The organism is Streptomyces sp. 5-10 (assembly GCF_014712245.1).
GTDB lineage: Bacteria > Actinomycetota > Actinomycetes > Streptomycetales > Streptomycetaceae > Streptomyces > Streptomyces violaceusniger.
Genome location: NZ_JACVYG010000010.1, coordinates 102917 through 129760 on the forward strand (window position 1 = coordinate 102917; position 26844 = coordinate 129760).

The 26844-nt window shown below is 69.1% G+C and carries 23 protein-coding genes and 1 pseudogene; 12 read left to right on the top strand and 12 right to left on the bottom strand.

Annotated features, from left to right (window positions below):
* Positions 1 to 63: 63 nt before the first annotated feature.
* The 5 genes and pseudogenes from IEJ02_RS14945 to IEJ02_RS14965 all read right to left on the bottom strand — a co-directional run bounded on the left by IEJ02_RS14945 (position 64) and on the right by IEJ02_RS14965 (position 9267).
* Positions 64 to 2469 carry a ricin-type beta-trefoil lectin domain protein gene (locus IEJ02_RS14945; RefSeq protein ID WP_191065318.1) on the bottom strand — a complete coding sequence of 802 codons (2406 nt, stop codon included), beginning with the start codon at positions 2467 to 2469 and terminating at the stop codon, positions 64 to 66.
* A 145-nt stretch (positions 2470 to 2614) separates the two neighbouring features.
* Entirely contained in the window at positions 2615 to 4105 is a 1491-nt protein-coding gene (locus IEJ02_RS14950) for a hypothetical protein (RefSeq protein WP_223863839.1), read from the bottom strand.
* 79 nt (positions 4106 to 4184) lie between these two features.
* Positions 4185 to 5618 carry an arabinofuranosidase catalytic domain-containing protein gene (locus IEJ02_RS14955; RefSeq protein WP_191065319.1) on the bottom strand — a complete coding sequence of 478 codons (1434 nt, stop codon included), beginning with the start codon at positions 5616 to 5618 and terminating at the stop codon, positions 4185 to 4187.
* Between the two features lie 1171 nt (positions 5619 to 6789).
* Positions 6790 to 7692 (bottom strand): annotated as a pseudogene (locus tag IEJ02_RS14960) (non-reducing end alpha-L-arabinofuranosidase family hydrolase); the annotation flags it as partial.
* A gap of 609 nt (positions 7693 to 8301) precedes the next feature.
* Positions 8302 to 9267: a glycoside hydrolase family 6 protein gene (locus IEJ02_RS14965; protein ID WP_191065320.1), complete on the bottom strand. Its 966-nt coding sequence runs from the start codon at positions 9265 to 9267 to the stop codon at positions 8302 to 8304.
* Between the two features lie 425 nt (positions 9268 to 9692).
* Here IEJ02_RS14965 and IEJ02_RS14970 point away from each other — a divergent pair, with 425 nt between their 5' ends.
* The 7 genes from IEJ02_RS14970 (at position 9693) to IEJ02_RS15000 (ending at position 15681) form a co-directional block, all read left to right on the top strand.
* A complete protein-coding gene (locus IEJ02_RS14970) occupies positions 9693 to 10706 on the top strand; it encodes a LacI family DNA-binding transcriptional regulator (protein ID WP_191065321.1) in 1014 nt (337 codons plus the stop codon).
* A gap of 99 nt (positions 10707 to 10805) precedes the next feature.
* On the top strand, positions 10806 to 10982 hold the full coding sequence (locus IEJ02_RS14975; RefSeq protein ID WP_191065322.1) for a hypothetical protein: 177 nt from the start codon (positions 10806 to 10808) through the stop codon (positions 10980 to 10982).
* Positions 10983 to 11156: 174 nt separating this feature from the next.
* Positions 11157 to 11882 carry a GntR family transcriptional regulator gene (locus IEJ02_RS14980; RefSeq protein WP_191065323.1) on the top strand — a complete coding sequence of 242 codons (726 nt, stop codon included), beginning with the start codon at positions 11157 to 11159 and terminating at the stop codon, positions 11880 to 11882.
* A gap of 113 nt (positions 11883 to 11995) precedes the next feature.
* Positions 11996 to 13081 carry an Ldh family oxidoreductase gene (locus IEJ02_RS14985; RefSeq protein WP_191065324.1) on the top strand — a complete coding sequence of 362 codons (1086 nt, stop codon included), beginning with the start codon at positions 11996 to 11998 and terminating at the stop codon, positions 13079 to 13081.
* 70 nt (positions 13082 to 13151) lie between these two features.
* Positions 13152 to 13586, top strand: a complete 435-nt coding sequence (locus tag IEJ02_RS14990) for a cupin domain-containing protein (RefSeq protein ID WP_137975922.1) — start codon at positions 13152 to 13154, stop codon at positions 13584 to 13586.
* On the top strand, positions 13583 to 14965 hold the full coding sequence (locus IEJ02_RS14995) for an NAD-dependent succinate-semialdehyde dehydrogenase (RefSeq protein WP_191065325.1): 1383 nt from the start codon (positions 13583 to 13585) through the stop codon (positions 14963 to 14965). The genes IEJ02_RS14990 and IEJ02_RS14995 overlap by 4 nt, the downstream gene beginning before the upstream one ends.
* Positions 14966 to 14982: 17 nt before the next feature.
* Entirely contained in the window at positions 14983 to 15681 is a 699-nt protein-coding gene (locus tag IEJ02_RS15000) for an aspartate/glutamate racemase family protein (protein WP_191065326.1), read from the top strand.
* A 265-nt stretch (positions 15682 to 15946) separates the two neighbouring features.
* Here IEJ02_RS15000 and IEJ02_RS15005 read toward each other — a convergent pair whose 3' ends face one another.
* The 5 genes from IEJ02_RS15005 to IEJ02_RS15025 form a co-directional block, all read right to left on the bottom strand.
* Positions 15947 to 17329, bottom strand: coding sequence for a CitMHS family transporter (locus IEJ02_RS15005; protein ID WP_191065327.1), 1383 nt, complete (start codon positions 17327 to 17329; stop codon positions 15947 to 15949).
* 94 nt (positions 17330 to 17423) lie between these two features.
* Positions 17424 to 18152, bottom strand: a complete 729-nt coding sequence (locus tag IEJ02_RS15010; RefSeq protein ID WP_223863840.1) for a FadR/GntR family transcriptional regulator — start codon at positions 18150 to 18152, stop codon at positions 17424 to 17426.
* A 142-nt stretch (positions 18153 to 18294) separates the two neighbouring features.
* Positions 18295 to 18621 (bottom strand): putative quinol monooxygenase, encoded by a 327-nt coding sequence (locus IEJ02_RS15015; RefSeq protein ID WP_191065328.1) that lies wholly within the window; start codon positions 18619 to 18621, stop codon positions 18295 to 18297.
* Between the two features lie 75 nt (positions 18622 to 18696).
* The gene (locus IEJ02_RS15020) at positions 18697 to 19761 is read right to left on the bottom strand and encodes an isocitrate/isopropylmalate dehydrogenase family protein (RefSeq protein ID WP_191065329.1); all 1065 of its coding nucleotides are present in this window, start codon (positions 19759 to 19761) and stop codon (positions 18697 to 18699) included.
* A gap of 501 nt (positions 19762 to 20262) precedes the next feature.
* Positions 20263 to 20766, bottom strand: a complete 504-nt coding sequence (locus tag IEJ02_RS15025; RefSeq protein WP_223863841.1) for a TetR/AcrR family transcriptional regulator — start codon at positions 20764 to 20766, stop codon at positions 20263 to 20265.
* An 83-nt stretch (positions 20767 to 20849) separates the two neighbouring features.
* Between IEJ02_RS15025 and IEJ02_RS15030 the strand changes: the two genes are divergently transcribed.
* Positions 20850 to 21737, top strand: coding sequence for an aldo/keto reductase (locus IEJ02_RS15030; RefSeq protein WP_191065330.1), 888 nt, complete (start codon positions 20850 to 20852; stop codon positions 21735 to 21737).
* Between the two features lie 315 nt (positions 21738 to 22052).
* On the opposite strand, the gene IEJ02_RS15035 is transcribed toward IEJ02_RS15030, so the two are convergent.
* The gene (locus IEJ02_RS15035) at positions 22053 to 22574 is read right to left on the bottom strand and encodes a nuclear transport factor 2 family protein (RefSeq protein ID WP_191065331.1); all 522 of its coding nucleotides are present in this window, start codon (positions 22572 to 22574) and stop codon (positions 22053 to 22055) included.
* A gap of 530 nt (positions 22575 to 23104) precedes the next feature.
* Between IEJ02_RS15035 and IEJ02_RS15040 the strand changes: the two genes are divergently transcribed.
* Complete coding sequence (locus IEJ02_RS15040) at positions 23105 to 23332, top strand: hypothetical protein (protein WP_223863842.1); 228 nt, start codon at positions 23105 to 23107, stop codon at positions 23330 to 23332.
* Positions 23333 to 23481: 149 nt separating this feature from the next.
* Here the strand turns inward: IEJ02_RS15040 and IEJ02_RS15045 are convergent, their stop codons facing one another.
* Positions 23482 to 23874: an ArsR/SmtB family transcription factor gene (locus IEJ02_RS15045; RefSeq protein ID WP_191065332.1), complete on the bottom strand. Its 393-nt coding sequence runs from the start codon at positions 23872 to 23874 to the stop codon at positions 23482 to 23484.
* 100 nt (positions 23875 to 23974) lie between these two features.
* Between IEJ02_RS15045 and IEJ02_RS15050 the strand changes: the two genes are divergently transcribed.
* The 3 genes from IEJ02_RS15050 to IEJ02_RS15060 all read left to right on the top strand — a co-directional run bounded on the left by IEJ02_RS15050 (position 23975) and on the right by IEJ02_RS15060 (position 26047).
* A complete protein-coding gene (locus IEJ02_RS15050) occupies positions 23975 to 25240 on the top strand; it encodes an MFS transporter (protein WP_191065333.1) in 1266 nt (421 codons plus the stop codon).
* A 253-nt stretch (positions 25241 to 25493) separates the two neighbouring features.
* Positions 25494 to 25910 (top strand): helix-turn-helix domain-containing protein, encoded by a 417-nt coding sequence (locus IEJ02_RS49880; RefSeq protein ID WP_370467045.1) that lies wholly within the window; start codon positions 25494 to 25496, stop codon positions 25908 to 25910.
* Positions 25907 to 26047: a hypothetical protein gene (locus tag IEJ02_RS15060; RefSeq protein ID WP_191065334.1), complete on the top strand. Its 141-nt coding sequence runs from the start codon at positions 25907 to 25909 to the stop codon at positions 26045 to 26047. Before IEJ02_RS49880 ends, IEJ02_RS15060 begins: the two co-directional genes overlap by 4 nt.
* Positions 26048 to 26844 lie beyond the last annotated feature (797 nt).

Sequence of the window (26844 nt, forward strand, 5' to 3'; positions counted from 1 at the left end):
GGGGCCTCTCGGGAAATTGACGGAGCAGGTGCGGTGGCCGGTGATCGTCGGCCGGTCACCGGATCAGTCGCGCGTCCACTTCTGGTTGCTGCCGCCGTTGCAGGTCCACAGCTGCAGCAAGGTGCCGTTGGCCGTTCCCGCGCCGGTGGCATCCAGGCACAGGCCGGACTGGACGCCGGTGATCGTGCCGTCGGCGTGGAGCGTCCACGTCTGGTTGCTGCCGCCGTCGCAGTCCCAGATGTCCACCTTGGTACCGGGGGTGGTGCCCTGGCCCGCCGCGTCCAGGCAGTCGCTGCCGTACACCCGCAGCTCACCGTCCGAGGTGTTCGTCCACTGCTGGTTGCTGCCGCCGTTGCAGTCCCACAGCTCCACCTGGGTGCCGTCCGTCTGCGACTGGTTCGGTACGTCCACGCAGCGCCCGGAGCCGACCCCGACGATCGGGCCGGTCGTGCCGCCGTTTCCGCCGCCGCCGGGGGTGATGGACAGGTTGTCGAACTGCGCCGTCTCGCCCTGGCTGGTGGCGTAGCCGATCTGCCCGCCGGCCCAGGTGCGGTCGTTCACGGAACCGACCGTGGAACCGTCGATGACGGCGGTGATGGTGGTGCCGGAGAAGGTGAGGGCCAGGGTGTGCCACCGGTTGGTGCCCAGCGCCGCGGTCGTGCCGCGGGCCAGGGTGGAGACATTGCCGCCCGTGTTGGAGTCCAGGATCGACCAGGCCCCGGTGTCGCTCACCCGCAGGTGGTAGGCGTTGAGCCCCCCGGTGCTGTTGTAGTCCTGTGCGCCTGCGCGGCCGATCAGCTCGGTGTATCCCGGCTGTTCGAGCATCACGTCGGACGAGACGGTGTAGTTGCTCCAGCCCACGTCACCGAGCAAGGCGTGCGGATCGGACAGCGCGTCCCAGGTGATCGGTTTCTGCGGGCTCATCTGGCGCACGCACTTGCCGCCGCGGCCGCCGCCGCAGCCCACCTCCTCGAAGGCGCCCTGCCAGTCCATGAGGTACTTCGCCTCGGCGCCGGTGGCGTAGCCGTCGAAGGAGTCGCTGTACGGCAGACTCATCGTGCCCTGGGCAGGGCCGGTGGCGGTGCCCTTGCCCTGACCGGTCGTGGTGGTCAGGGTGTAGACGCGACCGGGCTGCACGGTCAGGCTGAAACCGCTGCCGGACGGCGTGATGTCGGTGGCGTGCACGAGGTAGTCGGCCGGGTTGTTGGAGTTGACGTCGGTCGACCAGACGTGGACGGTTCCGGCGGACAGCCCTCCGGTGACGGTGAAGTTCAGCGTCTGGGCGCCGCCGGCGTCCATCGTCTCGATGACCGTGGAGTAGTCGGAGTTGTTCTTGGACTTCAGCGAGACGTAGCTGCCGTTGTTCCGGCTGCCGCCGATGTAGCCGCTGGAGGCGTCGAGGTACTTCCACCCCGGGCTGGTGAACTGGCTGGTCTGTGCCATCACCCAGGCGTTCTTGCCGATCCTGTAGTGCCCGGACCACGGCTGTGCGGCCAGGGCGAGCCCCATGGTGGGGTACGGCAGGTTGGGTGTGATCGCGGCGACTACCGGCCAGTTGAGATACGTGGTCATCCGGCCGTCGATGTATCCGCGGTTGATGCCGCGGGCCACGGCCGCGGCTCCCGCGTTGTAGTCGTCCGAGCCGTTCTCGCTGGCCCACAGCGGCTTGCCGGACGATGTGGCGGCCGACGGCACCGAGCAGTTGGACTGGGACGATCGGTAGCCGCAGGGGTAGTGCGTGCCGATGATGTCCACCGCGGCGGCGAACGCGGGGTTGGAGTTGACGTCGTTCGCCACGGCCCAGTCGGAGTCCGCCGCGACGATCTTGGTGTTGCCGTAGCCGTTGCTGTTGAGCGCGGTGCGTAACTGCTCGTACCAGGAGACGTTGTAGCCTCGCTCGTTCCACCCGCCGAGGTAGTCGATGCTCAACCCGTGCTGCTTGGCGCAGCCCAGCCACGAGAGGAGGTAGTTGATCATGTCGGTGGACCAGAAGTTCCCGCCACCGATCCAGCCCGGCGCGCCCCAGGCGAGCCCGTACAGCTTGATGTCCGGGTTGCGCGCTTTGGCCTGCTCCATCAGCCACCATTCATAGCCCCGGTCGCAGTTCAGGTCGGACCGGGTGTGCTGGTGACTCGGCTCGGCCCCCGAGGTGGAGTTGGTGTCCCCGCCGACCTCCGCTTTGAGGATCTGCAGGGAGGCACCGTAGCCGGGCCGGAAAAGGTAGTCGAGGATCTGGCCGCGTTCGGGCTCCGGATAGTCGATCAGCAGTCTGCTGTTGCCGCCCCCGCCGCTGATCGCGCCGACGCCGTCGAAGGTGCGGCCGCCGGACGCGCCGTTGATCGTGATGGAGGTGGCTGCCTGGGCCGGCACGGCAGCCGTGCCGACGAGGCCGCCGGCGGCCAGGACGAGGCCCGTGAGCACGGCCGTCGAGGCGCGCAGACGCCGGAACAGCCGTCTGAATGCTGACACGGTGGGTTCCTTTCGCAGGTCGGAGGCGTCCCGTGGCCGCCGGGTCCGGCCATGGGGACGTGGTGACTGTGCTGTGCTCGTGCTGCCCGTGGCGGCTCCGCGGTTGCCGGCGGTCCCTCGCGGGTCGGCGTCCGTTCAACCGCGGTCAGCGGAGGATGAGGTCTTGGTTCGTGCCGGACACGTCCGTGCACACGTTGTCGCCGGCGACCACGAGTTGGTGGCAGCCGTTCGGGAAGCCGCCGCCGCTGGACGAGTCGGGTGTCAGGTAGACGGCGAACGCGTCGTGCGATTCCTGGAACGTGAACGGCACGGTGATCGAGCCGCCCGAGGCGCTCACGTTCTGGTCGTACACGATCTGCGGGGCACCGAGCGGTGCCCGGTCGGGAATGCGGTGCACGGTGATGTGCACGCCGCCGTCGTTCGCGAGCCAGGGCAGGGACGCCAGCCCGTTGAACGTCACGGACGCGGCGCCGGTGTATCCGTTCGAGTCGCCGATGACCGCCACCGCTCGCTTGGCGGAGGAGTCCACGGAGGCCGAGATCGCCGTCGAACCGACCTGGCCGGAGGTGTCCACGAGGGTGCCGGTCATATCGGCGTAGTCCCGAAGCGCCCACCAGTTGCCGGTCGGCTGCCAGCTGCCCCCGCTCTGGGTGAGGACTCCGGTCAGGTTCGGGGTGACGCAGCACACCCAGTTGCCGCGCATCGCGTTGGTGTACCCGGACTGCGCGAACCGCGCCAGGTACCAGGCCGTCACCCCGGCGGTCTGCCGGTCGGCCGGCTGGTACTCGTTGGAGGACAGCGGCAGCGGGCCGATGCCCGCCGCGGTCAGGGCGCCGTTCAGGGCCCGCGCGACGGTGACCGGGTCGTCGACATCGCCCTCGTTGTGGTTGGCGATCATGTCCGGCACCGTCCCGGCCGCCTTCACGTGCGCGAGCCAGGTCCGCCATTGACCCGGGTTGCGCTCCGGGGTGAACGCGAATGACGGGCCGACGATCCGCGCCCCGGGGGCGATGCGCCGGATCTCCCGGTAAGCGGTGTCCCACATCTGGAAGTACTGGGCGCTGTTGACGCCCCGGGTCCAGAACGCGGAGATGTCGGGCTCGTTCCAGATGTCGTAGGAGAAGGTGAGCCCCGAAGCCTGTAGCGCTCCCACGGTGGAATCGATGAAGCCGACCCAGTTCGAGCAGTCGCCGTTGTCGCACGGGTACCTCGTGTTCGACGGCTGGCCGCCGTTCGCGCCGTAGATGTCGCTGACGAGCACCTGGTACTGCGCGTGGTAGGGCGGCCGGGTGAGCCGTTTCGCCTGCGCGACGATCGAGTCGATGTCGGCCCGGGTGGCCGAGCCGTACTGGTACCCGTCCCTGATCCAGCCGCCGGAGAACCATCCGCCGCCGCGGAAGGCGTTGATCCCCAGCGGCTGGATGAACTGGTCCGCCGGCCGGCTGCCGTCTTCGCTGAAGCCGTAGAGGAACCCTTCCCCCACGCCGGTCGACGGCCCGCGCGCCGACGCCAGGTTCACGCTCAGCGACGTGGCCGAGGCGGCCTGGCTCGTGTCCGTCGCCAGCAGCGGCAGCACGAGTGCCAGGACGATGCCGGCCACCAGTGCCAGACGGCCGGGTCTCGCTCTCGTCCTCATCCGATCCTCCTGCGGTGGGGCGCCGCTGCGTTGCGGCGCGTGTGCTGGACGGGGGCCGCCTCCCGCGGATAGGAAAAGCTCAGCGGTAGCCGGCCGCCGTGACGTTGGTCTGTACCGCGTTGTCGGTCGCATCGGAGGGGTAGCCGGCGACGATGGCTCCTTCGTAGAAGGTGCCGGCGCTCAGGTTGGCCCCGCCGCCGGGCTTGCAGCAGTCGCCGCCGCTTCCCAGGACGATGGCCCCTTGTTTCTTCATGGGGCTGTAACCGCTGGGAAGCCCGCCGTTCCACAAGGTGGTCAGGCCACCGGATTGCGCGTTGCCGCCCTTGAGGGCGAATCTCGACGTTCCGTTGTTCTTGAGCATCGCGGTGACGAACTTGTTGGAGAAGGCCCGCTGGTTGGTGTTCCAGGACTGGCTGCCTCCGGAGTACAGACCCCATTCGAGATCGGCCTGCACCCAGGGACCGCTTCCCGAGCAGCCGCCGAACCAGCACTCGGTGCCGAAGTTGATCGCGTCCATCGCCCCGGCGGCGTCGGCCTTCCTGTCCGTCTCACTGTTGCCGTAGTCGAAGCAGCAACCGCTGTTGACGTGGGTGCCGCTGGTCACCATGTACGCCCCTTCGGGTGCGGCACCGGTCGGCACGCCCGTCAGGTGACCGTCCCGCCAGTAGCTGTTCCCGGGGTTGATGTACAGCGAGTACGCCTTGGTGCCCCCGGCGGTCAGCGACTCGGAGGTCGCTTTCGCGGGGCTGCTCTGACTCGACCCCGGGACCTGGGCCGATCCCTGGTACCACAGGTCGTTGCCGTGTCCGGACTGGTCGTGGACCGCCGTGATCACGCACGAGGTACCCGCGCAGAACGAGTCCTGCGCAGCGGCGTCGGCGAAGCCGCCGGGCGCCAGCACGCCGATGTCCCTGGTCGCGTTGTCCGAGGAGCGCCTGACCTGGTAGAGGCTGCCGCTGTACGAACCGTAGAGCGCCCGCACCGTGCTGTGCGCGGCCACGCACGGCGTACCGCCATCGGAGTAGATGTCGCACGGGCCGGACCCGCCGGACCCGGGCGGAGGTGTCGGTGTGCTCCACTTCTGGTTGCTTTGGCCATTGCAGGTCCACAGGATGACCGCGGTGCCGTTGCTGGTGCCCGCCCCGCTGACGTCCAGGCATAAGCCGGACTGGGCACCGGTGATGGACCCGTCGGAGTTCTGCCGCCACATCTGGGTCGACCGCCCGTCGCACGACCAAATGGTCAGCGGAGTTCCCGGAGCCGCCTGGCTGTCGTGGGCGTCCACGCACCGGGTGCCGTTCATCGTCCTCAGCTCACCCGCCGACGTGAACTCGAACGCCTGATTCGCCTGGTCGTTGCAGTCCCAGATGTCCAACGCCGTTCCCGGCGTGCCGACGTTGCCCTTGACGTCCAGACACCGCCCCGACGCCGAGCTCACCAGGGGGGCCGTAACCGACCGCATCGATGCCGACCATGTCGGCGCGGTCGCCGGCAACATGGACAGCGATGCCATCACGCATACGGCGGCGGCCGCCGGTAAGCGTGGTCCACGAGCCACGGGGCTCCGGAGCGCAACAGATGAAAGCTGCATTCTGCTCCTTGAATATGTGAGGAAGGGGACGGAGAGTGCCGTGTCCGTCCGGGAGGAAACACTCGGGAGCATCCACAGGGAACTCTCAGACATCCCATGTCCCATAGTGATTCCACCGGTCCTTCACACTGTCAATAGGCATGTCTGCCTCAATCGGAACCGGATCCATCCCATGTTTCCTTTGCGCTGGTCAGCCCGCGGTGGCGGTATGCCGAAACCCGCGGACGGCGACGGCCGCCGTGTCGAGCGTGTGTGTTCGCTCCGGTCGCCGGCACGATGCATGGGCCGGTGCGCACGATTGGCGCCGACCACCTCACCCACCCCGGTCCTGCGGACCGGTCCCGGCCGGGTCGAACTCGGTCGTCCGGGTCCGAAGATCTCGTCGAGTCGGGCAAGGGTTGCAGCACGTTCGGTCCTGGCGCGCGCGGGCGCTGCCGCGGTTGTCCTGCCGGCTCGGAGCAGCCGCTGGAGCACTTCCGGGTCGAAGAGTGTGGCTGCCTGGCGGACCCGTTCTGCGTGTCCGCTATAGGCTTCCCGGTCCTGGAGCGCTCTGAATGCGATGTGCAGTTCGTGCGCCCACGAGGCGCGAGCATGTACCGAGTGCTGAGGCTGCGGCAGCGCAGCGACACGAGTGCGCTGCCCACCGAGCGTGTCCGGACTGACATACCAGCGGGTCCCGACCGAAGCGGCACCCGCGTCACGGCCATCTACGACGCGCCTCGGAACAACACCTGGCCACGGCCTTCGTGACGGTCCGTCGGATTCTCCGGGGGCCATTTCGGCTGTCCGGCCCGTCGCGGGTCGGACCACCGCCCGAGGCGGTATCCGCGCAGGCGGCGGGGTGTCCACCGGCGGGTGGTGCCCGTCAGGTCGAGCAGGGGCATCCAGGCGAGCACGTCGAGGGCGTGCGCCACTCCACGGCCGTCGCCCTCGACACGGACACGCGGGTATGACCCGACATGCTCGGTCACCGGAGAAGTGCTTCTTTCCCCGCAACCAACAGGACTCTCGACAAGCCCTATCGTTGCAGGTCAGAAGCACTTCTCACGTTTGTGATCAAGCCTCGGACAGCCCACCCGATGAAAGCGCGAGGTCAGCGCTGCAGGGTAAGGACACCCGGGCGCCAGGGCAGTTGGTCGTAGGGGCCGCCGGCGGAGGGGGACTTGCCCTGGTAGAGGAACTGCAGGTTGCAGGGGTCGATCGTCATGGTCTGGTCGGGGTTGTTGCGGACCAGGTCACCGTGGCTGATGTCGTTGGTCCAGGTGGCACCGCTGTTGGCCTTGCCCGCGAAGGGGTTGCTTTCGCTGCTGGCCTGCGGGGTCCACGAACCGCTCAGGCTGGAGGCCGTGAACGAGCGGAAGTAGCGCCCCCTCGCACCCATCGCCTCCACGATCATGAGGTACTGGTTCTGGTCCTGAACCTTGTAGACCTGCACCCCCTCGAACAGGTTGTTCGTCGAGTCGCTCATGATGGTCGTGTACGACGAGCCGAAGCTGCCGGGGAAGTTCCCGATCGGCATGCTCGCTCGGTAGATCTTGCCGTTGTCACCGGCGAAGAACAGGTACATGTTCTGCCCGTCACCGATCAGGGTCTGGTCGATCGGGCCGGTGCCGGAGCCGGAGATGCTGCCGGTGAACAGCGGCTGCGGCGAGGACCAGCCGTTGGGGTTGGTGGGGTCGCTCGACGTGCGGTAGATGAAGGGCCACGCACCCCACTGGTACGCCAGCACCCAGATGTTCTTGGGCGCGAAGTAGAACAGCGTGGGCGCCACCGCGGCCTGGCTCATCCCGGTCTGGCCGGCCGACGCCATGTCCGACCAGTTCGTGAAGGGACTGAACCTCATCGAGCCGTAAGACGACCCCGACACGTTCGACGCGTAGACCAGGTGCTTGCCGTTGTACACCACGCTGGTGAAGTCCTTCAGTGAGACCCACCCGTTCGCCGGCTGCGCCAACACACCCGTCGACGTCCACCGGTATGTCGACGGAAGAGAACACGCGCTGGTGGCCGCCTGAGCCGGGTTGGCGACGAGCGTGGCCGCCAACGAGGCCAGGGCCGCAGCCGAGGCGCCGAGCATCACAGACAGACGTTTGCGGTTGAAACTTCCTCCGCGCATGAGGACCTCTTGATTCTTGAGTAAGCGGTTCCGGCCGGCCCCGTCAGGGGCTGTCCGGACGGGTTCGTGCGCAGCCGGATGCGGCTGCCCGGAACGGGCCGCGCTCATGAGCTCGTGGCCGGTGGCGGCAGCTGGCGCGCGACGACGGGAGGGTTGATGCAACCATGGCATGCGCATGAGGCGACTCCTTGCGGCTCGGCCGTTCCGGCGGGCGTGGCCCGAAGTGTCCTGCTGTGCGAGTGGAGCAGCTACCTTGTTCGGGATTTCGAACAAGGGTCGAAGTATCGAGCAACCTGGATGGTAGGGGACCGGTGAGCGGCGTCAATACCTCTCGTAAGATTCGCGGGCAACGCCGGAATATCGCGCAGGGCTTTATGGATGGCGGCGCGCGGGACAGGGTCCGCGTGGGACTTCGTGGCCGGGGTGTTGCGGACGGTGCCCGTGGCCCGGTCGCGGGGCAGGGATGAACCAGGCCACGGCAGTCCTGGATCAGTAGCCGTAGACCATCTTGTAGGCGGCCTCGGGGAGGAACTGTCCGGCCGAGGAGCCGGCTCCGACGCCGCAGTTGCCGTCGGACTCGCCCGGGGTCTTGATCCACAAGAGCATCTCGGCGCCTCCGCCCAGCTGGGTGGGCGTGCCGATACGGCGGCCTGAGGGGTTGCACCACTGGCCGTTGGAGCCGTTGCCGTTGCGGCTGGTGTCCACGACGAACGGCTTGGTGTAGCCGTAGCGGGCGTTGAGTTCACTGTTGACGGCGTTGCCGTAGGCGGTGTTCTCGGTCGTGGTGAAGTAGTTGGAGACGTTGAGGGAGAAGCCGTGGGCCTGTCGGAGGCCGGCTTCGTGGAGGCGCCGGGCCATGGTCGCCGGGTCCGCCCAGCCCGGGTTGCCGGCGTCGAGGTAGACCCAGGTGTTGGGGGCCTGGCGGCTGAACTGGGCGAGGGCGCCGGTGAGCATGCCCTCGCGTTCGTCGATCTGAGCCTGGGTCATGCAGCCGTAGTCCCCGAGAGAGTCCGGTTCGAGGATGACGACAGCCGGGCGGTTGGCGATCCCGCCGGCGAACTGGGCGATCCAGGTCGCGTAGGCGGACGGCGAAGCGGCCCCGCCCGCGGAGTGCCCGCCGCAGTAGTCGCGGTTGTATATGTTGTAGGCGACAAGGATGGGCAGTTTGTCCCCCTGGTCCGCGGCGCCCACGTACGCGCCGGTGGCGGTGCCGATGGTGCCGCTCCAGGAGCCGAACCAGCGGGCCATCGGGGTATTGGCGATGGAGGCGTTGATCGCGGGCGCCCGGCCGTCGCCGGGGTTGGCGGCGACCCACCTCTTCGCGCTGGAGTCGGGGTCCACATAGAACCCGTTGGTCATGGTGGTCGGGTCGGCCGCGTGGGCGGACGGTGCGATGGCGAGCGCCAGCGGCAGAGCGAAGAGCGCTGCCATCAGGCCGCGGAGTCTGTGGCGCATGACTGTACCTCGGTTTCCTGGCAGGGATGTGTCGCACGCTCTCGATCACGAGCGAGCGACGCGCTGAGGAAGTGCGGTGGTACGACGCCCCCTTGTGCCGGCGACTCTCCGGCAGGGACGACAGGGCCGAAGGTCGGCAGCGAGGATTGGGAGCGCTCCCAATGGAAGCGCTCCCAGAGGTGCTGAGAGCACTTGGGGTGTGGTCGGTATCGTGTTGCTGGCTGGTCAAGCTGTCAAGGGTCGACGTACAACTCGCCCTTCACAGGGCGAGGACAAGGCTCTACAGTCCCTCAATTGGAAGCGCTCCCAAACTTCCGGTCCCTGAGGGCTCCGTACTCGTCCTCCGTCGCCACCGGGCGGGTGGCAGCGGCATGAGCCGGAGGGAGACGCATCCCGTCCGATCGAGAGGGAAGGGCTCATGGCTCATGGCGGAAGACGCGCCGCGTCGGCAGCCGACGCTCGACGAGGTCACCGAACTCGCCGGCGTCTCCCGCTCCGTGGCCTCCCGTGCGATCAACAACGCACCGCACGTCAGCCGAGCCAAACGCGAGGCGGTCGAGCGGGCCGTCCGGCAACTCGGTTACGTACCCAATCCGACCGCCCGCGCTCTGGCCACCCGTCAGACCGGAGCGGCCGCCCTGGTCGTCTCGGGAGAGGACCCGTCGATCTTCGCGGATCCGTTCTTCGCCCAGGTGATCGTGGGAGCGTCGGCCGCTCTGGAGGAGGCCGACCTCCATCTGATGCTGTGCCTGGCCGCTTCCGACCGGAGCCGCAAGCGGGTGGGGGAGCTCCTTCGGTCCAAGGGTGCCGACGGCGCCATGCTGATGGCGCTGCGCGAGGACGATCCGCTGGTGCGCATGGTCGAGGAGGCGGAGATGCCCGTCGTGTTCGGCGGACGCCCCGTCGGTACAACTCCCCGGTGGTACGTGGACGTCGACAACGTCGGTGGAGCGCGCGAGGCGACCGAGTACCTGATCTCGCGCGGCCGGACTCGCGTAGCCGCGATCTGCGGGCGTCTGGACACCGAGGTGGGACGCGCCCGGTACCGCGGCTACCGGGACGCCATGCTGGCGGCCGGCCTCGGTCCGTTCCCGCCGCAGGAGGGGGACTTCACCGAGCCCAGCGGAGCCGCCGCCATGGCCGCACTGCTGGCGAACCACCCCGACGTGGACGGGGTGTTCGCCGCCAATGACAACATGGGCGCGGGAGCGCTGCGTGCGCTGCGCGAGGCCGGCCGACTGATCCCCGCCGACGTCGCAGTGGTCGGCTTCGACGACCTGGCCGTCGCCCAGATCGCCGATCCGCCCCTCACCACCGTCCATCAGCCCATAGCGGCTCTCGGCCGGGAGATGGCGCGCATGCTCGTCGCACTCATCAGCGGACAGGACCCCACCCCGCTGATCCTGCCCGCCCACCTGGTCACCCGCGCCAGCGCCTGACGGGCCTGTGCGATACCCGCACGGATTGCCACAGTCGGCGCCCACACCGGCGCCTCCGGCCGGTCCCACGGCAAAGGCCACCGACAGGGCTGCCTTGAGGTGGATGTTTCGAGCGCTCGGCCGCCGATCCAGGCGTACGCCCAGGGAAACGAAGACCGGGACCCCCGGAGCCACCGTGAGCGCGGCTGTGACCACCGTGGGGTGTTCATGACGGCCGCCAACGGCTGGACCGGCACCCGCGGGATCGCCGGCTTCCAGGACTTCTCCGTCACCTGAGCGGTGAGCCGAAAGCACCGTGTGCGAGCCGAGCCCTGCCCCGGCCCGCACACGGTGGGGACGTGGCCGGTGTCCGGGCGGAGATTGGCCTGTCCGTTCGGCGTCTGCAGATGCCTGGTCCCCGACGATAGGCTGTATACAGTTCGAGGTACGGCCCTGGCGACGAGGAGCGAAATGGCTCGGGCAACTGGCAAGAGCGAAGCTGTCTACGAGCGGCTCAAGCAGGACATCGAGTCTCTGCGGCTCAGGCCGGGAGCCAAGCTGAGTGAGATCCAGCTGGGGGAGGAGCTGGGTGCCTCGCGCACTCCGGTGCGGGAGGCCATCCGGAGTCTGGCTCGCGAGGGTCTCGTCGACTTTGTGCCGGGCGAGGTGGCCCGCGTGGCGGCTATCTCTCTCGGCGGTGTCCATTCCCTGTTCGAGTTCCGCATGCTGCTCGAGCCGGAAGCGGCTTCGCAGGTGGCGGCCCTGGGGCAGGCCCGTGAGTCCGTACGAGAGCCCTTTGTCCGGCTGTTGACGCGGTTGGACGACTTCGAGCGGTCCTTCCGTGCCAGGGATGAGGCGCAACAGGCCCAGTCCTTCCAGGACTTCTATGCCCTGACCGAGATCTTCGATCAGGAACTCATCGCTGCCTGCCGCAACGCCTACCTGGCCCGCACCATCCGTGACCTGCGCAGTCAGACCGTGCGCCTGCGGCACCTGTCGCACAGCGGGCCACAGCGGATGCTGATCTCGCTGGACGAGCACCGAGCCATGGTCGAGGCGATCGTCAACGGGGACGGACCCGCGGCGTCGGCCGCATGCCGCCACCACCTCGCGCAGACGCTGCAGGCACTGATCGACAGCCTGACCGGCCGGTACGCCGAGTTCGGAGCCGAGGTGCACCTCGACGCGCTTGGCTAGGCCGCCCTCGGCACCCAGCCGCGCGAAAAGCTGACAGTACCCGCAGGGGTGCTGTGTTTCGCCCCGTGATGTATACAGTAGTGAATACATGCCACGCGAAGTGAGGCTGCCAGATGCCGCGTACCGTCTCAGCAGCGGACTTGCTCCGGTTCGCTACCGCCGCCACCGAGTTTCACGGAGTGCCCGCGGCCGATGCCCGGCTGCTCGCCGACACACTGGTGACGGCCGAGCTGTGGGGCCACCCGTCCCATGGGATGCTGCGCCTGCCCTGGTATCTCGACCGGATCAGCAGTGGCGCCACGGCGGCCGTCGCCTCCCCGGAAGTGGTCAGCGACACCGGCGCTGTGGTGGTCATCGACGGGTGCGACGGCTTGGGGCAGGTCCTCACCAGCCATGCCGTCCACGAGGGTGTGGAGCGGGCCCGCGAGCACGGGATCAGCGCCGTAGCGGTCCGCAACTCGGGCCACTTCGGAACCGCCGCCTACTTCACCCGCAAGGCCGCCGAACTCGGCTGCGTCGCCCTGCTGGCCACCAACGCCAGCCCGGCGATGGCCCCGTGGGGCGGCAAGGAGAAGCGGATCGGTACCAATCCCTGGTCGATCGCCGCCCCCAGCGGCCGATACGGCACCGTGGTGATGGACATCGCCAACACCGCCGTGGCTCGCGGCAAAATCTATGCTGCCAAGGAGCGCGGCACCTCCATACCCGAGGGCTGGGCCGCGGACGCCGACGGGGTGGCGACCACCGACCCGCGCCGCGCCATAGAAGGCCTGATCCTGCCGATGGCCGGCCACAAGGGCTACGCCATCTCCTTCATGTTCGACGTGCTGGCCGGCGTGCTGACCGGCAGCGGCTTCGGTTCCCAGGTCGTCGGCCCCTACCGGTCCACCGGGCGCAGCGGCGCGGGACACCTGCTGATGTGCATCGACATCCGCTCCATGGCCGATCCGGCCGAGTTCGAGCAGCGGATGGAGGCCCTCGTCGCAGAGACGAAGTCCACCCCGACAGCGCCGGGCACGAGCGAGATCTTGGTCCCCGGCGAGCTGGAGATCCGCACAGCCGAACGGCTGCGCACCGAAGGCATCACCGTCGTCGACGACACCTGGGCCTCTCTCGCCCGTATCGCCACGACCACGGGCGCCGCATTGCCGAGACCCCAGGCCGTATCGACCACGCCCCCGCAGGAGTTTCCCGCATGATCGCGCTGACCGTGCCCCGCTCCTGCCGTCTTGTCCACCACTCCTGACGCGATCGAACGGAGCGAACCCCATGTGCACCAAGCCCGCAGAGCCGAACCTGCTCATCCACCCCGACGAGGTCGAGCGCTTCGACCGCGGCGGCGGCGTGGCGACCATTCCCTACGTGGGCAAGTGGAACTCCGAGGAGACCGTCATCACCACCGGCCAGACCGTCTTCCAGCCCGGCAACGGACTGCCGCTGCACAGCCACAACGTCCAGGAGTCCGTCCTGATCCTCGAAGGCCAGGCCACCGCCGAGATCGACGGTGAGTTCTTCGACCTCGAGGCAGGAGACGCCACATGGGTGCCCGCGGGCATCCCCCACCGCTTCCTCAACCGCGGCGAGGGCGTCATGCGCATCTACTGGGTCTACGGCGGCCGCGACGTCACCCGCACCATGACCGCCACGGGCGAGACCTTCGAGCACCTCTCCGCCAACGACAAGGGAGGGGCGCCCACCTCATGAGCACCATCCAGACCAGCAACCCCGCCACCGGCCGGCCCATCACCAGCTATGAGGCATGGGATGCCGAACGCATCGAAACCGCCGTCCAGCGTGCCCACGCCGCAAGCCGCGCCTGGGCCTTGGTCCCGGTCGCCGAACGCGCTTCGCGCGTCGCCCGCATCGGCCAGGCCCTGCGCAGCCATGCCGGGCATCTGACCCGCCTCGTCGTCGAGGAGATGGGCAAGCCGCTGGCCGAAGCCCGCGGCGAGGTCGACAAGTCGGCGTTGACCGCCGACTACTACGCCACCAACGGTCCGGGCATCCTGGCCGACGTGCGCGTCGCGGTCGACGGTGCGGAGGCCTGGGTCTCCTACGAGCCCGCCGGTCTCGTTCTGGCGGTCATGCCGTGGAACTTCCCCGTCTGGCAGGTCATGCGCTTCGCCCTGCCGTCGCTGGTGGCGGGCAATGGCATCCTCCTCAAGCACGCCTCCAATGTCACCGGCAGCGCACTGGCCCTCCAGGACTTGTGCGTGCGGGCCGGGCTTCCCGAACACCTGGTCACCACCCTGCTGATCGCCGACGCGGACGTGCCCGGGACCACGGCACGCCTCATCGAGGATGACCGGATCGCCGCCGTCACCCTCACGGGAAGCAACCGGGCCGGCGCGGCCGTGGGGTCGGCCGCCGGACGTGCCGCGAAGAAGTCGGTCCTCGAACTCGGCGGCTCCGACGCCTTCGTGGTGCTCGCCGACGCCGACATCGAGCAGGCGGCCGCGGCCGCGGTCACGGCGCGGTTCACCAACTCCGGCCAGAGCTGCGTGTGCGCCAAGCGGTTCATCGTTCACCAGGATGTGGCCGACGCCTTCACCGAGGCATTCGTCGCAGGGGTCGAGGCACTCACGGTGGGAGACCCCCGCGACCCCGGCACCCAGGTCGGCCCGCTGGCCCGGAACGACCTGCGCGAGGCGATTCAGCGGCAAGTGGAGGATTCCGTCGCCGCCGGCGCCCGGCTGCTGACCGGAGGCAAGGCCCTCCCGGGCGACGGCTTCTTCTACCAGCCGACCGTCCTGGCCGACACCGGACCGGGCATGGCCGCCTTCGACGAGGAGACCTTCGGCCCGCTGGCCGCCATCGCCGTCGCCTCGGACGAGGACGACGCCGTCCGGCTCGCCAACGCCACCAGCTTCGGTCTCGGGCTGAGCGTATGGACTGCTCGGTCCGCCCGCGGCATCGAGGTGGCCCGCCGCATCACCAGCGGCGCCGCGTTCGTCAACGCTGTCGTCGCCTCCGATCCGCGCCTGCCCTTCGGCGGTACCAAGCGCAGCGGCCACGGCCGCGAACTGGCGGACGCGGGCATCCGCGAGTTCACCAACACACGCACCTACTGGATCGGTCACTGACGAGAAGGGGAAAACCAGTGCAGAAGCAGCAGCCGTTGATAGCCATGGTCCACGCGGTTTCTGCGGCGGCCCGGATCGCGCAGAATGCTTTCGCTCGCGAATTCCCCGAGGCACGGCTGTGGAACCTGCTGGACGACCGGTTGCTGGTCGACGCGAACACCGCCGGAGGACTCAACGAGCGCCTGCGCCGCCGCATGCTCCGCTTGATCGAACACGCCGTCGAAGGCGGGGCCCAGGCCGTGCTGCTCACCTGCTCCTCCTACGGAGAGGTGGCCGAAGTCGCGCGCAAGCTGTGGACCGTGCCGGTACTGAAGTCCGACGAGTCGATGTTCCAGGCGGCGTTGGCCGGCCCCTACGAACATCTCGGCGTCGCCGCTTCCACCCCGTCGGCCGTCCCGGCGGCTCTGGCTCAACTGGATCAGCTGTCGGCGCGGATACGGCCGGACAATCCCATCCGAGTCACGGCCGCGCTCAGCGAAACCGCGGCGAAGGCACCCACACCCCGTCAAGCCGCGCAGCAGTTGGCCGACGCACTCCACGCGGCCGGGGCGGACACCGTGCAGGCCGTGCTGATGGCGCAGTACTCGCTGGCCCCGGCCGGACCCGAGCTGTCCGACCTCTTGGGGGTGCCCGTCCTCGACGGTGCCGGTGCGGCCGCCCGCGCACTGCGCGCAACTCTACTGGCGCGGCATCCCATCCCCGTCGAGTCCGACTGATGAACGCCCAGCCTTCCCGCGCACCGCGCTGGTCTTCGGTGTGCCCGACGCCACAACGCCGCTGCCGGCCGACCGCGAGGCCGTGGTGGTCGCCCTGAAATCCCGCTCCGCCCCGGTCCCGGAAGCCCTTGAGGAACCCCTCGCCACCCAACGCTGGCTCACCGGGAAGGCGTGGACGCTCCTCCACGGTCCCCGGCCGACCAAAGAAGCCTTCCGGCATGCTTCCTTCCACCGCTCCCGGCCACAGTCCTCGCCAACCACGGGCTCAGACGGGGAAGGCGAGTGTCAGGCTACCGACGCCGAGCATGATCAGCCCCACCACCGCGGCGCGCCAGATGGTCTTGCGGTGGTGGTCGCCGAGGTCGACCTTGGCCAGGCCCACCAGCAGCAGGAACGAGGCGACGATCGGACTGGACTGGTGCAGCGGCTGGCCGACCAGTGATGCACGCGCCATTTCCAGTGAGGTGATGCCGAAGTGCGAGGCGGTCTCGTTGAGTACCGGCAGCATGCCGAAGTAGAAGGCGTCGTTGCTCGTGAAGAAGGTCATCGGGATCGACAGAAGACCGGCGATGACGGGGAAGTGCCCGCCGAGGGATTCGGGGATGATGCCGACGAGCCATTCGGCCATCGCCTTGACCATGCCGCTGCCGCTCAGCACGCCGGTGAGCACCGTGGCAGCGAAGACCATGCCGACGACGTTGACGACGCTGGACGCATGGGCTTCCAACTGCGCTCGCTGCTCGGCCACCTGCCGGAAGTTGAGGATCAACGCGCAGGAAACACCGATGAAGAAGACGACGGCCGGCTCGACCGCGCCCGCGACCAGCAGCGTCATGACGCTGAGGGTCAGGATGAGATTGACCCACCGCAGCTTGGGGCGGGCGTGGGGCCGACGAATATGGCCATCGGAAGCGATGAGCGACTGTTCGTCGGTGTCCGCCGCGTCGCTGGGAGAGGGGCCGGGGTCCGCAGAAGCGTCCGGGCGAGACCCGCCGGATCCGCTGGAAGCGGTAACCGCGGCGGTGGCCAGCGCGGGGACGTCGTTCGTGCCCATGTTGGTCTCACGGTTCCTGCGCAGAACCCCGTCGCGTAGCTCCACGGTGCCCAGCCGGCGACGCTCGCTGCGGCCGAGGAAATAGGCGAAGAACAGAGTCGCGACGAGTCCGGCTGCGATCGCAGGGATCATCGGTACGAAGATCTCGATGGGGGAGACCTTCAAGGCCGCCGCCGCACGAGCGGTGGAGCCACCCCACGGCACGGTGTTCAGAACACCGTTCGCGGTGGAGGTGACGCAGGTGAGGACCACAGGACTCATCCCGAGGCGAAGGTAGACCGGCAGGAATGCCGACGTCACGATGATGAACGTCGTCGATCCGTCCCCGTCGAGCGACACGATCGCGGACAGCAGTGCCGTTCCGACGACGACCTTGACGGGGTCGTTGTGCACTACCCGCAGAATGCCGCGGATCAGCGGATCGAAGAGACCGACGTCGATCATGACCCCGAAGAAAGTGATGGCGAAGAACAGCAGGGCAGCCGGCGGGGCGGCGTCCTCGATCGACTTGGCGATGTCGTCACTGAGCGACAACCCGCCGCCGGCGATGAGCCCGAAGATGCTGGGCACGAGGATCAGGGCGGCGACCGGCAAACCGGCTCATGGCGGACGGTGCTTGTGGTGGTGCTGTATGCGATCCGTGCCGTGCCTCACCCGGGAGGGGGGGGCACAGCACCACGCGGGAAGATCAGCCGGATGCCTCTGTGGCCTCAGAGGTATCCAACCGGGTGGCCACCCGGTTGATGTGGCGGCGCATCGCCACGCCCGCGGCCGTGGCATCCTGATCCCGGATCGCGACGTAGACGGCGTGGTGCTCTTCGTACTTGTCCGCGTTGCCGCCGCCGCTCTCCTGGTTCCGCTTGATCCACGCCCCGAGCAGGGAGCGCAGCCGCAGCAGGTAATCGGCAAGGGCGCCGTTGTGCGAGGCGCGCGCCACGGCGAAGTGGAACTGCATGTCGTGCTCGACCCAGTCCTGCGGCGAGTCCACGCTGTCCTTCATCCCGCGCAGGTGTCGCTCGAGATCGGCCAGGTCCTCCTCCGTGCGGCGAGCCGCGGCGAACTCGGCTACGGCAACCTCGATCACCAGCCGGGCCTCGATCATCTCAGCCGTCTTGTGGTCGCTCAGCATCAAGCCCCACTCGATCACCTGCGGCAGCAGGTCCGAGCTGGGATTGCGTACATACGTCCCGTCACCCTGGCGAATCTCCAGCAGTCCAAGGAGGCTGAGGGACTTCAACGCCTCGCGCACGGACGACCGCCCGACACCGAAGGTCTCCACGAGTTCCCGCTCGGCCGGCAGCTTCTGGCCCACCTGAGCCTTTCCGGACTCCAGGAGATAACCAAGGAGCTGCCGCGCGACCTGCAACGCGGGAGCATCCCGCTGAACACGCTCCACCCGGGTCAGGCCGGCGCTCATGCTGAGTCCTCTCGTGCAGGCCCGGCTCCCTTGTGCGCCGGACATCAACCTGTCATCCAAAGGGTACTCGGCAGCAGCCCGACCATGAGGGTGCCGGTGCCGCACTCGGCGTGCGGGTCGAGGGGCGGCAGGCGGCGGAACGTCAGCTTGTCGCAGCCGTCTCGGGGGAGGAGAGGTGGATCGTGGTGCCGAAGGCATTGCTGTGTCCGCCCTCGACGAGGAGGTGAGGCATCCGCTCGCGCCAGCGCGCGTAGTGGGCAGAACCGCGGTGCCCCTCGTAAAATGCCTGCTCGTCCTGGTACACCTCGTACAGCAGAAACCGATTCTCGGCGTCGTGCTGCTCGATGATGTCGAACCTCAGGCAACCCGGTTCATCCCGCAGGGAAGCCTCCGCATTGGCCTGGATGACCCGGAGGAACTCCTCCCGCTTACCGGGCTGGACGTGAAGCGAAACGATGAGGGCGAACAAGGTTTTCTCTCCTCCGTAGGGGTCTGAAGGCGCGCGGTACGAGTGGGGAGCACCGGGTGCTGTGCGGGCGGCTGGTCACTCCGCGGCGATGCGGCTGCACAGCTCGCGCGCGTACTCGATGGTTGACGCGCTGCCGCCGAGGTCCGCAGTGACGGTCTTGCCCTCGGCCAGTACCTCGTCGGCGACCTCCTCGATCCGGGAAGCGGCAGCCTCGAACGCGCTGTTCCCCGAGCGCCCGCTCCACCAGCGCAGCAGCAGTGCGCTGGAGAGGATCAGGCTGGTCGGGTTGGCGATTCCGCGGCCCGCGATGTCGGGCGCGGACCCATGGCCGGCGTTGGCGGCCGCGTAGTCGTCACCCACGTTCAGCGACGCCGAAAGGCCGAGACCGCCGGACAGGGCCGCCGTCAGGTTCGACAAGATGTCGCCGAACATATTGGTGGTGAGGATGACGTCGAAGTCGCCGGGCTGGGTGTAGACGGCCGCCGCCATGGCGTCTATGTCGATCTCACGCAGTTCCACATCGGGGTGGTCCGCCGCGACCGCGCGCACCTGATCCATGAACAGGCCATCGGTCACCTGCAACACGTGGCGCTTGCCCACCACCGTGACGTGCCCGCGCCGCTGCCGAGCCCGTTCGAAGGCCACCGTGGCGATGCGCCGCGAGGCGCGAGCGGTGATCACGCGCATGGACATCGCGACGTCCTCGGTGGGCATGAACTCGCCGTACCCGTTGAAGAGGCTGCGGTCGGCGTAGAAGCCCTCGGTGTTCTCCCTGACGATCACACAGTCAAGGCCGGGTCGGGCGTTGGCGACACCGATGCGCGAGCGGGCGGGGCGGATGTTGGCATAGAGCTCGAAGCGCTTGCGGACGGTACCGGGGACGTTGACGCCGCCCTGGTCGAGAGGCGGGTACTCGGTCATGCCGGCCGGGCCCAGGACCATCCCGTCGGCCTCCTGCGCCGCCCGAAGGACGGATTCGGGCAGCGTCGTGCCCTCCGCGCGGTGTGACGCCATGCCTACCTCGTGCCGGTCGTACTCAAGCCCCAGGCCGAAGCGTTGGTCCGCGGCGTCCAGTACTTCCAGGGTCGCCGCCGTGATCTCGGGGCCTATGTCGTCGCCGGGCAGTACTGCCAGCTTCACGATGCCTCCTTGGCATTCAGCCACCTATCAACCTGTCAACCATTTCGCTTATCTGTAGCACAGATCGAGGGCAGCGCAAAGGGGCTCGCACCCGATCCGGCCCTGGGCCGTCGTCATTGAGCCTGGGCCACCCGCCGGAGGCGGGTCCGGCGGGTTCGGCGGGTTCGGCGGGTTCGGGGTTACCGGTTCGCGGGATCAGGCCGCAGCTGACGGCGCCGGCGGCGAAGATCGCGCTGGTGGCCCGGAAGGCCATGCTGTAGCTGTGCATCGCGGCGTTGGTCTGCGGCCTCTTGGTCGACCAGCTGCCGCCGCTGCCGCCCTGGCCGCAGGCCGCGTCGACCGCGCCCTGGACACAGCCCCGACCGGCGGCCGGATCGATCGCGCCGTCCAGGCCGGCCCGGTCGGCGGCTCGCTGCCGACCCTGATCGGGCTGACCGGGGACCCCGACCGCGTTCTCACCGTCTCGGACTCCGCCGCCGCGGCCGAGCTGGGCACCCACCCTCACCGCGCTTCGCTGACGTTCCGGCTCGCAAGCCGTCGACGAGCAGGTCGAGCGTCAGCCCGGCCTGCTCGCGGTCGTCGGGCGCGAGGAAGATCCCTACCAGGGTGCTGACGATGTCGCCGGGGCCGCGTGCGGGCGGAGGCGACCGTGCCCTCTGCGGTGATCACCTTGAGCCTCTCGGCCATGCCGCGCTTGGTGGCGATGAAGTCGGCGTAGTCGCCCATCCACGTGCGCAGTGCGGTGACGCGCTCGTGCTCGGCGAGCAGCGGTTCCACGTGCGAGCACAGCCGTGCGCGCTCGGCGCGATAAACCGCTTCGATGAGCGCCTCACGGGTCGGGTAGTGCCGGTAGAGAGTGCCGATCCCGACGCCGGCCTCGCGGGCGACGGCCTCCAGGGTCGGCGTCTGCCCGGCGGCGAAGGCGGCGCGGGCCACCTCAAGGAGGCGGGCCCGGTTGCGCTGGGCATCGGCCCGCAGGCGTGGTTCACGGTCGACAGCAGCCATGAAGCGGAGGTACCTCCGGTTGTGATACGTTCCGGAGGCTCCTCCGTTTAATCGTGAGCCTAACGTTCCACGGGAGTACGACCATGACCACCACCCGCACCACTTCAGGCGCACGCCCACACCCCGGCGGGCTCGCGTCTCTCGCCGGGCGTCCCGTCGCCCGCATCGGCTACGGCGCGATGCAGCTCGAGCACGGTGACGAGGAGCGCGCCCTCGCCGTGCTGCGTCGGGCCGTCGAGCTGGGCGTCGACCACATTGACACCGCCGAGTTCTACGGAGCGGGCCGCGTCAACGGGCGCATCCGAGCCGCCCTGCATCCCTACCCCGAGCATCTGGTGCTGGCCAGCAAGGTCGGTGCCACCAGCGACCCGGGCGGCCAGTACGGGCTGCGTGCGGCGCAAAGGCCCGCCGAACTGCGCTCCGAGCTGGAGGCGAACCTGCGCACGCTGGGCGTCGAGCGCCTCGACGTGGTCAACATCTACCCGATGTACGGGACGCAAGGAATCCCCGTCGGCCAGCGAGTCGACTTCGACGACCAGCTCGCCGAGCTGATCGCCCTGCGCGACGCCGGGCTGCTCGGCGGAATCGGCCTCAGCCACGTCGACGCCGATCAGCTACGGCACGCCCTGCCGGCCGGCGTCGTCTGCGTGCAGAACGCCTACAGCCTCGTCGACCGTTCGTCCGAGCCGGTGCTCGACCTCTGCCGCGAGCATGGCATTGCCTGGGCGCCGTACTTCCCGCTCGGGTCGGGGTTCCCGGAGCTGCCGAAGGTCGCCGACCAGCCTGCCGTGCGGGAGGTAGCGACGCGGCTGGGGGCAACCCCGTCCCAGGTCGGGCTGGCATGGGTGCTCACCCGGGGACCGCAGACGCTTCTCATCCCCGGCACCCGCAGCATCGACCACCTTGAGGAGAACCTCGCCGCCGCCGACGTCGTGCTCGACGAGGAGGCGCTGGCCGCGCTGGAGGGGTAGCCCGCGCTTCCTGCCGGCCCTGGAGACGCGCGCCGCCGACTTGCCCCCCACGTGACAGGCTTAGGCGATCACGTCCAGGGCAGATGTGCGGGCGTGTCGGCGAGCGCGTCCTGGACGCTCGGCAGGGCGATGTTCACGGACGAGTCGTCCAGCACCCGCAGTAGCTGGGCCGGCGCGATCACCAGCGGCGGAACCATCTCACGGGCGGCTCGCGCCGGTTCCCTGACGGCCGGCCGCCGACGTGCCGGTCCAGCGCCAGAACCCGTCCGCGGCGTCCTGGTTCGCCCGGTGGATGCCTCATACACGGTGGGCCCTTCAGCGGTCGGTGTAGTAGGTGGCGGTCTGGCGCAACATGTCCAGTGCCGGCCCGCTGCCGTCCATGGGCAGGACCTTCCGGGACGCGATCGACCATCGTCCGTCTTCACGGACGAGCGACCAGCGGTTGGCGACGATGCGGTGGATGCGGAATCCCGTCGACGTTCCGTGGTTGGCCAGTTCTCGTTCTTCGCCCTTCTCGTCCGGCGTGATGAGGGCGATGTAGGAGGTGGCCATGGCGGTGTCGCCGTTGAGTTCGATGAGCGGCAGATTGCCGAAATGCGCCAGCCCGCCGGCGATGGCGGTGTGGTGCGCGTCGCTTCCGACGAAGGTGACCATGTTGTCGCGGCCGCGTGCGCCTGCCAGCCCGGCGCCACGGTCGAACACGACGTCGGGAGTGTAGATGGATTCGATGAATCCGGGCTCGCCGGTGTCCGCGCTGAGTGGGTGCGCGGCGAGCAGGTTGTAGATCGCCAACCGGTCTTCGATGACGCGCAGCCGGTCTTCCAGGTTGTCTTGCATGTGATGTGTTCCTTCGTGCGGGATCTCGCGGGGCAGGACAGGTGGCGGTGGTGCCGTAGTCATGGGTGATGGCCTGGAGGACAGGTTCCGCGACGTGGCCATCGGTCACGTTGTCCGGAACGCGGCGGACCGTTCGCGGGAGTTGCATTTCCTGGAGGCGCGCGTACCCGGCGGTAGCCGTTCGCGGCTGTGGTCGGCAGCCGCTGGTGTGCCTGCGTGGCTTCCGGCGTGCTTCCGCCGTTGTTGAACACGGTCGAGTTCGAGCACCCCGATCCTCGCGCCCTCGGCTGCCGGATTGACCGCGAGGGCGTGCTCGATGCCGCGGCCGGCGCCAGTGATCAGGATCGACTTACCGCTCAGGTCGGCATCCGTGCAACCGTCCCATCGCTTGGCGGAATGACGGGGATCAGCAGGTGGGAATCGGTGTCCCCGCCGGTGTGCACGGTGGTGCGTCCCGCGAACACCTCAGCCGGCCGGTCTTCCGGATGCGTGTGGAGCCACGGGCCCGAGCCTCGCGACACCCAAGCCTCATGGGGCTCGTCCGGGAGTTCGCGCTCGAAGTCGTGGCCGCTGATCTGCAGCCCCAGCCGGTAGCTCGCGGGCAGGACGCGCTGGCCGCGGTCCGGGCCCGGGTCGAGCACGGCTTCGCGTGCCTGAAGAACTGGCGCGTCCTTGGCGAGATCCGCACGGATCCAAGGTGGGCGACCGCGCTGGTACGGGCCCTGCTGGTGCTGACCAACAGGGAAGTCTCCCGCTGACGGATGACCTTGCCGGTGGGCTACCGCCCCGGACCTGCCCGGGCTCCCGACGCCCACGCACACCAGGCCACCAGGCATGGAGTTCTCATCATGCACCGTGCTCAGCGCGGTGCGCAGAACGGCCGGTAGTCCGCCGGAAAACCGTCGCGTCAGGGCTCGTCCGGCGTCCAGGCCGCGATCAGGTCCAGGAGGCCGGGGAAGCGGGCGTTGAGGTCGTCGACGCGGACGTGGCTGCGGCGTTCCAGGCCGTACTGGCGTTGTCGGGTGATGCCCGCCTCGCGCAAGACCTTGAAGTGGTGGGTCAGGGAGGACTTGGGGCGGTCCAGGCCGAACCAGCCGCATGTGTGGTCGAACTGCTCCGACTCCAGGAGGAGTTTGCGCACGATGCGCAGGCGCAGCGGGTCGCTCAGGGCCCCCAGTACCGTCTCCAGGCGCAGGTCCTCCACTGCGGGCTCGGGCAGCGGCTCGGGCAGCTCCGCGGGCTCCGGCAGCACCTTGATATCCGGCACTCGCACGAACACTGGACGCGCCGTCGAAGGCATAGGTGGCTCCTCATGACCCGAATCCTATGTACGACTCCGATCGTACTACATGCTATGTTCGAGAAAACTCGTACTGCTTTACTCGCGGAAGGAACCTGTCATGTTGGAGAGTCGAACGGCGCCCGTGAAGGCGGTGGACGAGCGGGGTTCTGGGGTGGGCCGACCGTCGGAGGCGGGTACCTCCCCCGCTCCCACCTGGTGGGTCTGGCTGGCCGCCTGGCCGGTGACCGCGGTCTTCATCCTGTCCAACGCGGCCACTCCGCTGTATGTGCTGTGGCAGCGCGAGATCGGGTTCTCCAAGGGGACCCTGACCGTGGTCTTCGCCTTCTACATCGTCGGCTTGCTCGGGTCGCTGCTCATCTCCGGCGTCGTGTCCGATCGGCTCGGCCGCAGGACGGTCCTCCTGCCCGCCCTGGCACTCGCCCTGGCCGCCTGCCTCGTCTTCGCGACCGCCTCCACCGTGGCCGCGCTGATCGTGGCCCGGTTGTTCACCGGCATCGCCGTCGGCGCGGTCGTCTCCGCGGGCATGGCCGCCGTGACGGACGTCGCCGGCCCGCACCGCAAGCGGCTCGCGGCCCTGCTCGCCTCCTGCGCCATGGTCTTCGGGGCCGGCCTCGGCCCGCTCCTCGCGGGCATCCTGTCCGAGACCCTGCCCGCCCCGACCGTCACCGTCTTCATCGTCGAGATGGCGCTGCTCGCCACCGCGCTCCTCGCTGTGCTGCGCATGCCCGTAGGACGCCCCGCCGCCCCCGCCAAGGGCGCCTGGATCCGCGTGCCCGGCGTACCGCACGGCAACGGCGTGCAACTCACCCTCGGCATCGCCGTGTTCGCGCCCGGCATCACCGCGACGTCGTTCGTGCTCTCGCTCGGTCCGTCACTGCTGGCCGGACTGCTCGGCACCACCAGCCGGATCCTTGCCGGAGCCATGGCGTTCGTGATGTTCCTGGCCGCCACCGGTGTGCAGTTCGCGGTCCAGAAGCTGCCCCGGCGCACCATCCTCACCGCCGGAGCGGTCAGCACCACGCTCAGCATGGTCACACTCGTCACCACTGTGCGCACCTCGTCGGTCCCGGTCCTGATCGCCTCCGCGCTGCTGGCTGGCGCCGGCCAGGGCATGGGACAGCTCGGCGGTCTCTCCCTGCTCAACTCCACCGTCCCGGCACAGCGGCTCGCCGAGGCCAACGCGGCCCTCAACGTGGGCGGTTACGTACCGGCGGGCATCCTGCCGGTCTCGGCCGGCTACCTCAGCGACGCCGTCGGGCTGACCAACGGCGCGACCGTCTTCGCCACCGTCCTGATGAGCCTCGCCGTCATCGGCGGCCTCGTGGTCGTCGCCTCCCGGCGCCGGGTTCCCGAGCCCGCGTGAGCGGCTGGCACCCGCACGCCCCCTCCCGCGGCGCACCGCAGCACGGTCTGCGGTGCGCCGCCGCGCCGAGCGCCGCGTCAGGCCACCTCCGCGACCAGCACCCCTGGCACAACCCTCATGCCGAAACGGACACCACTGTACGAATACGAACCGACCACTTGCGCGACGCGGGCAGTGGGTATGGGTTTGCGGAGGTCTTGCGGTGGTGCGCGGGTACTGCCGGTGGTGTGCGGACGCCTGCCATAGCGAGCCCATGACCGGCGCGTACGAGCGGATGGTGCGGGCCAACCAGTCGAACCGGGACGCCCGGACCCGGCAAGGGCGCCCTGTGCTACCTCCCCGGGCGGCCCTTCACGTGCCGTGGACCACCCGCCGACGGGAGGCACTGCCCCCGGACCGGGTGCCGGCCACGGCCATCCACCCACCGGGCCCCCGTGCCCGGCGCACTCCCGGACTGCGCCGCGAAGAGGTGGCCGCACTGGCCGGGGTGTCGGTCAACTACTACGAGCGGCTGGAACAGGCCCGCGCACCGCGCCCGTCCCCGCAGGATCAAGCGGACTTCGACGGGGTCCTGCCGCTGCTGAGCCAGGCGCGGCGTGACGTTCTCAGCGGGTGGCTGACGCGTGTTCATCCCGGACATCCCTGGTTGGCGAAGCTGGCGCGGCAATGACGCGACCCTGTCCCTGGGACACCACGGGCGAGTTGCGGGTGCCGGCTGCCTGGGTGATCGCGGTCGTCACGATCGCCTACGCGGCCCGCACCCTGGACAGGTACGAGCCGCGTCGGCCGGTGCGGTGGCAGGCGTGATTCTGAGCGACGACCTGGCAGAAGCGGTGGTCACCCAGGTGTCCGCTGTCGAGAATGCAGCAGTGGTCAGGAACCGGCGGGGCGCCGAAGACCGGCCGGCTCCACATCGAGCGCCGCCAACAGCCGGACACTGCGGTTGCCCGGCTCGCTCAGCAGCCGGTCCAGCAGGTCGGAGGTACCGCCGGCCATCGTGTCCTTGAGCAACTCGCGCGGCGGCACCGTGTCCTGGCCGAGGTCTGTACTCGCCATGACCGCACGCACCCGTTCATGGTCCACCCCCGTCTCGACCAGGACCCGGCCCCCGTCGTAGTCGGCCTTCGCCTCTTTCGTCAGGTGGGGGTAAGCCTGCGCGACCGCGTACGTCCGCAGCATGCCCAGGAGGACATCGTCGGTGCGGACCTTCCCACCGTGCTGTCTGGCGAGTTCCCCGGCCTCCAGGCGCGCCCACAGCACCGGGTGCGCCGCGGCGTTGAACGGCATTACCTTGACCAGCAGCGTCGTCCAGAACTGCCCCAGCTCACGAGGCTTGTAGCGGCGGCGGCCCACCAAGGCGTCGCGGGTGGAGCGCAGTTCCGGCGGGACGGCGTCCTCCACGGCAGGGACCTGTCCCGACCGCACGGCCCGCTGCAGCGCGACGACGTCGACCCCGCATCCGTTCAGGTAGCTCACCGCTCCGCAGGACGGGTCGTCCAGGATGGCCACCAGCAGATCGGCCGGCGAGCGCTCGGCGCCCTGACCGGTCACGGACGGTTGCTCCTGGCACCGGGCGAGCGCCGCGGCCCCGGCCGTGCTGAGCG

Bases quoted from the DNA above. Each gene is read 5' to 3' on its own strand.
- IEJ02_RS14950 (WP_223863839.1), bottom strand. From the start codon at position 4,105: ATGAGGACGAGAGCGAGACCCGGCCGTCTGGCACTGGTGGCCGGCATC.
- IEJ02_RS14955 (WP_191065319.1), bottom strand. From the start codon at position 5,618: ATGGCATCGCTGTCCATGTTGCCGGCGACCGCGCCGACATGGTCGGCA.
- IEJ02_RS14965 (WP_191065320.1), bottom strand. From the start codon at position 9,267: ATGCGCCACAGACTCCGCGGCCTGATGGCAGCGCTCTTCGCTCTGCCG.
- IEJ02_RS14970 (WP_191065321.1), top strand. From the start codon at position 9,693: ATGGCGGAAGACGCGCCGCGTCGGCAGCCGACGCTCGACGAGGTCACC.
- IEJ02_RS14980 (WP_191065323.1), top strand. From the start codon at position 11,157: ATGGCTCGGGCAACTGGCAAGAGCGAAGCTGTCTACGAGCGGCTCAAG.
- IEJ02_RS14985 (WP_191065324.1), top strand. From the start codon at position 11,996: ATGCCGCGTACCGTCTCAGCAGCGGACTTGCTCCGGTTCGCTACCGCC.
- IEJ02_RS14990 (WP_137975922.1), top strand. From the start codon at position 13,152: ATGTGCACCAAGCCCGCAGAGCCGAACCTGCTCATCCACCCCGACGAG.
- IEJ02_RS14995 (WP_191065325.1), top strand. From the start codon at position 13,583: ATGAGCACCATCCAGACCAGCAACCCCGCCACCGGCCGGCCCATCACC.
- IEJ02_RS15010 (WP_223863840.1), bottom strand. From the start codon at position 18,152: ATGAGCGCCGGCCTGACCCGGGTGGAGCGTGTTCAGCGGGATGCTCCC.
- IEJ02_RS15025 (WP_223863841.1), bottom strand. From the start codon at position 20,766: ATGGCTGCTGTCGACCGTGAACCACGCCTGCGGGCCGATGCCCAGCGC.
- IEJ02_RS15030 (WP_191065330.1), top strand. From the start codon at position 20,850: ATGACCACCACCCGCACCACTTCAGGCGCACGCCCACACCCCGGCGGG.
- IEJ02_RS15035 (WP_191065331.1), bottom strand. From the start codon at position 22,574: ATGCAAGACAACCTGGAAGACCGGCTGCGCGTCATCGAAGACCGGTTG.
- IEJ02_RS15040 (WP_223863842.1), top strand. From the start codon at position 23,105: ATGGGGCTCGTCCGGGAGTTCGCGCTCGAAGTCGTGGCCGCTGATCTG.
- IEJ02_RS15045 (WP_191065332.1), bottom strand. From the start codon at position 23,874: ATGCCTTCGACGGCGCGTCCAGTGTTCGTGCGAGTGCCGGATATCAAG.
- IEJ02_RS15050 (WP_191065333.1), top strand. From the start codon at position 23,975: ATGTTGGAGAGTCGAACGGCGCCCGTGAAGGCGGTGGACGAGCGGGGT.
- IEJ02_RS49880 (WP_370467045.1), top strand. From the start codon at position 25,494: ATGACCGGCGCGTACGAGCGGATGGTGCGGGCCAACCAGTCGAACCGG.
- IEJ02_RS15060 (WP_191065334.1), top strand. From the start codon at position 25,907: ATGACGCGACCCTGTCCCTGGGACACCACGGGCGAGTTGCGGGTGCCG.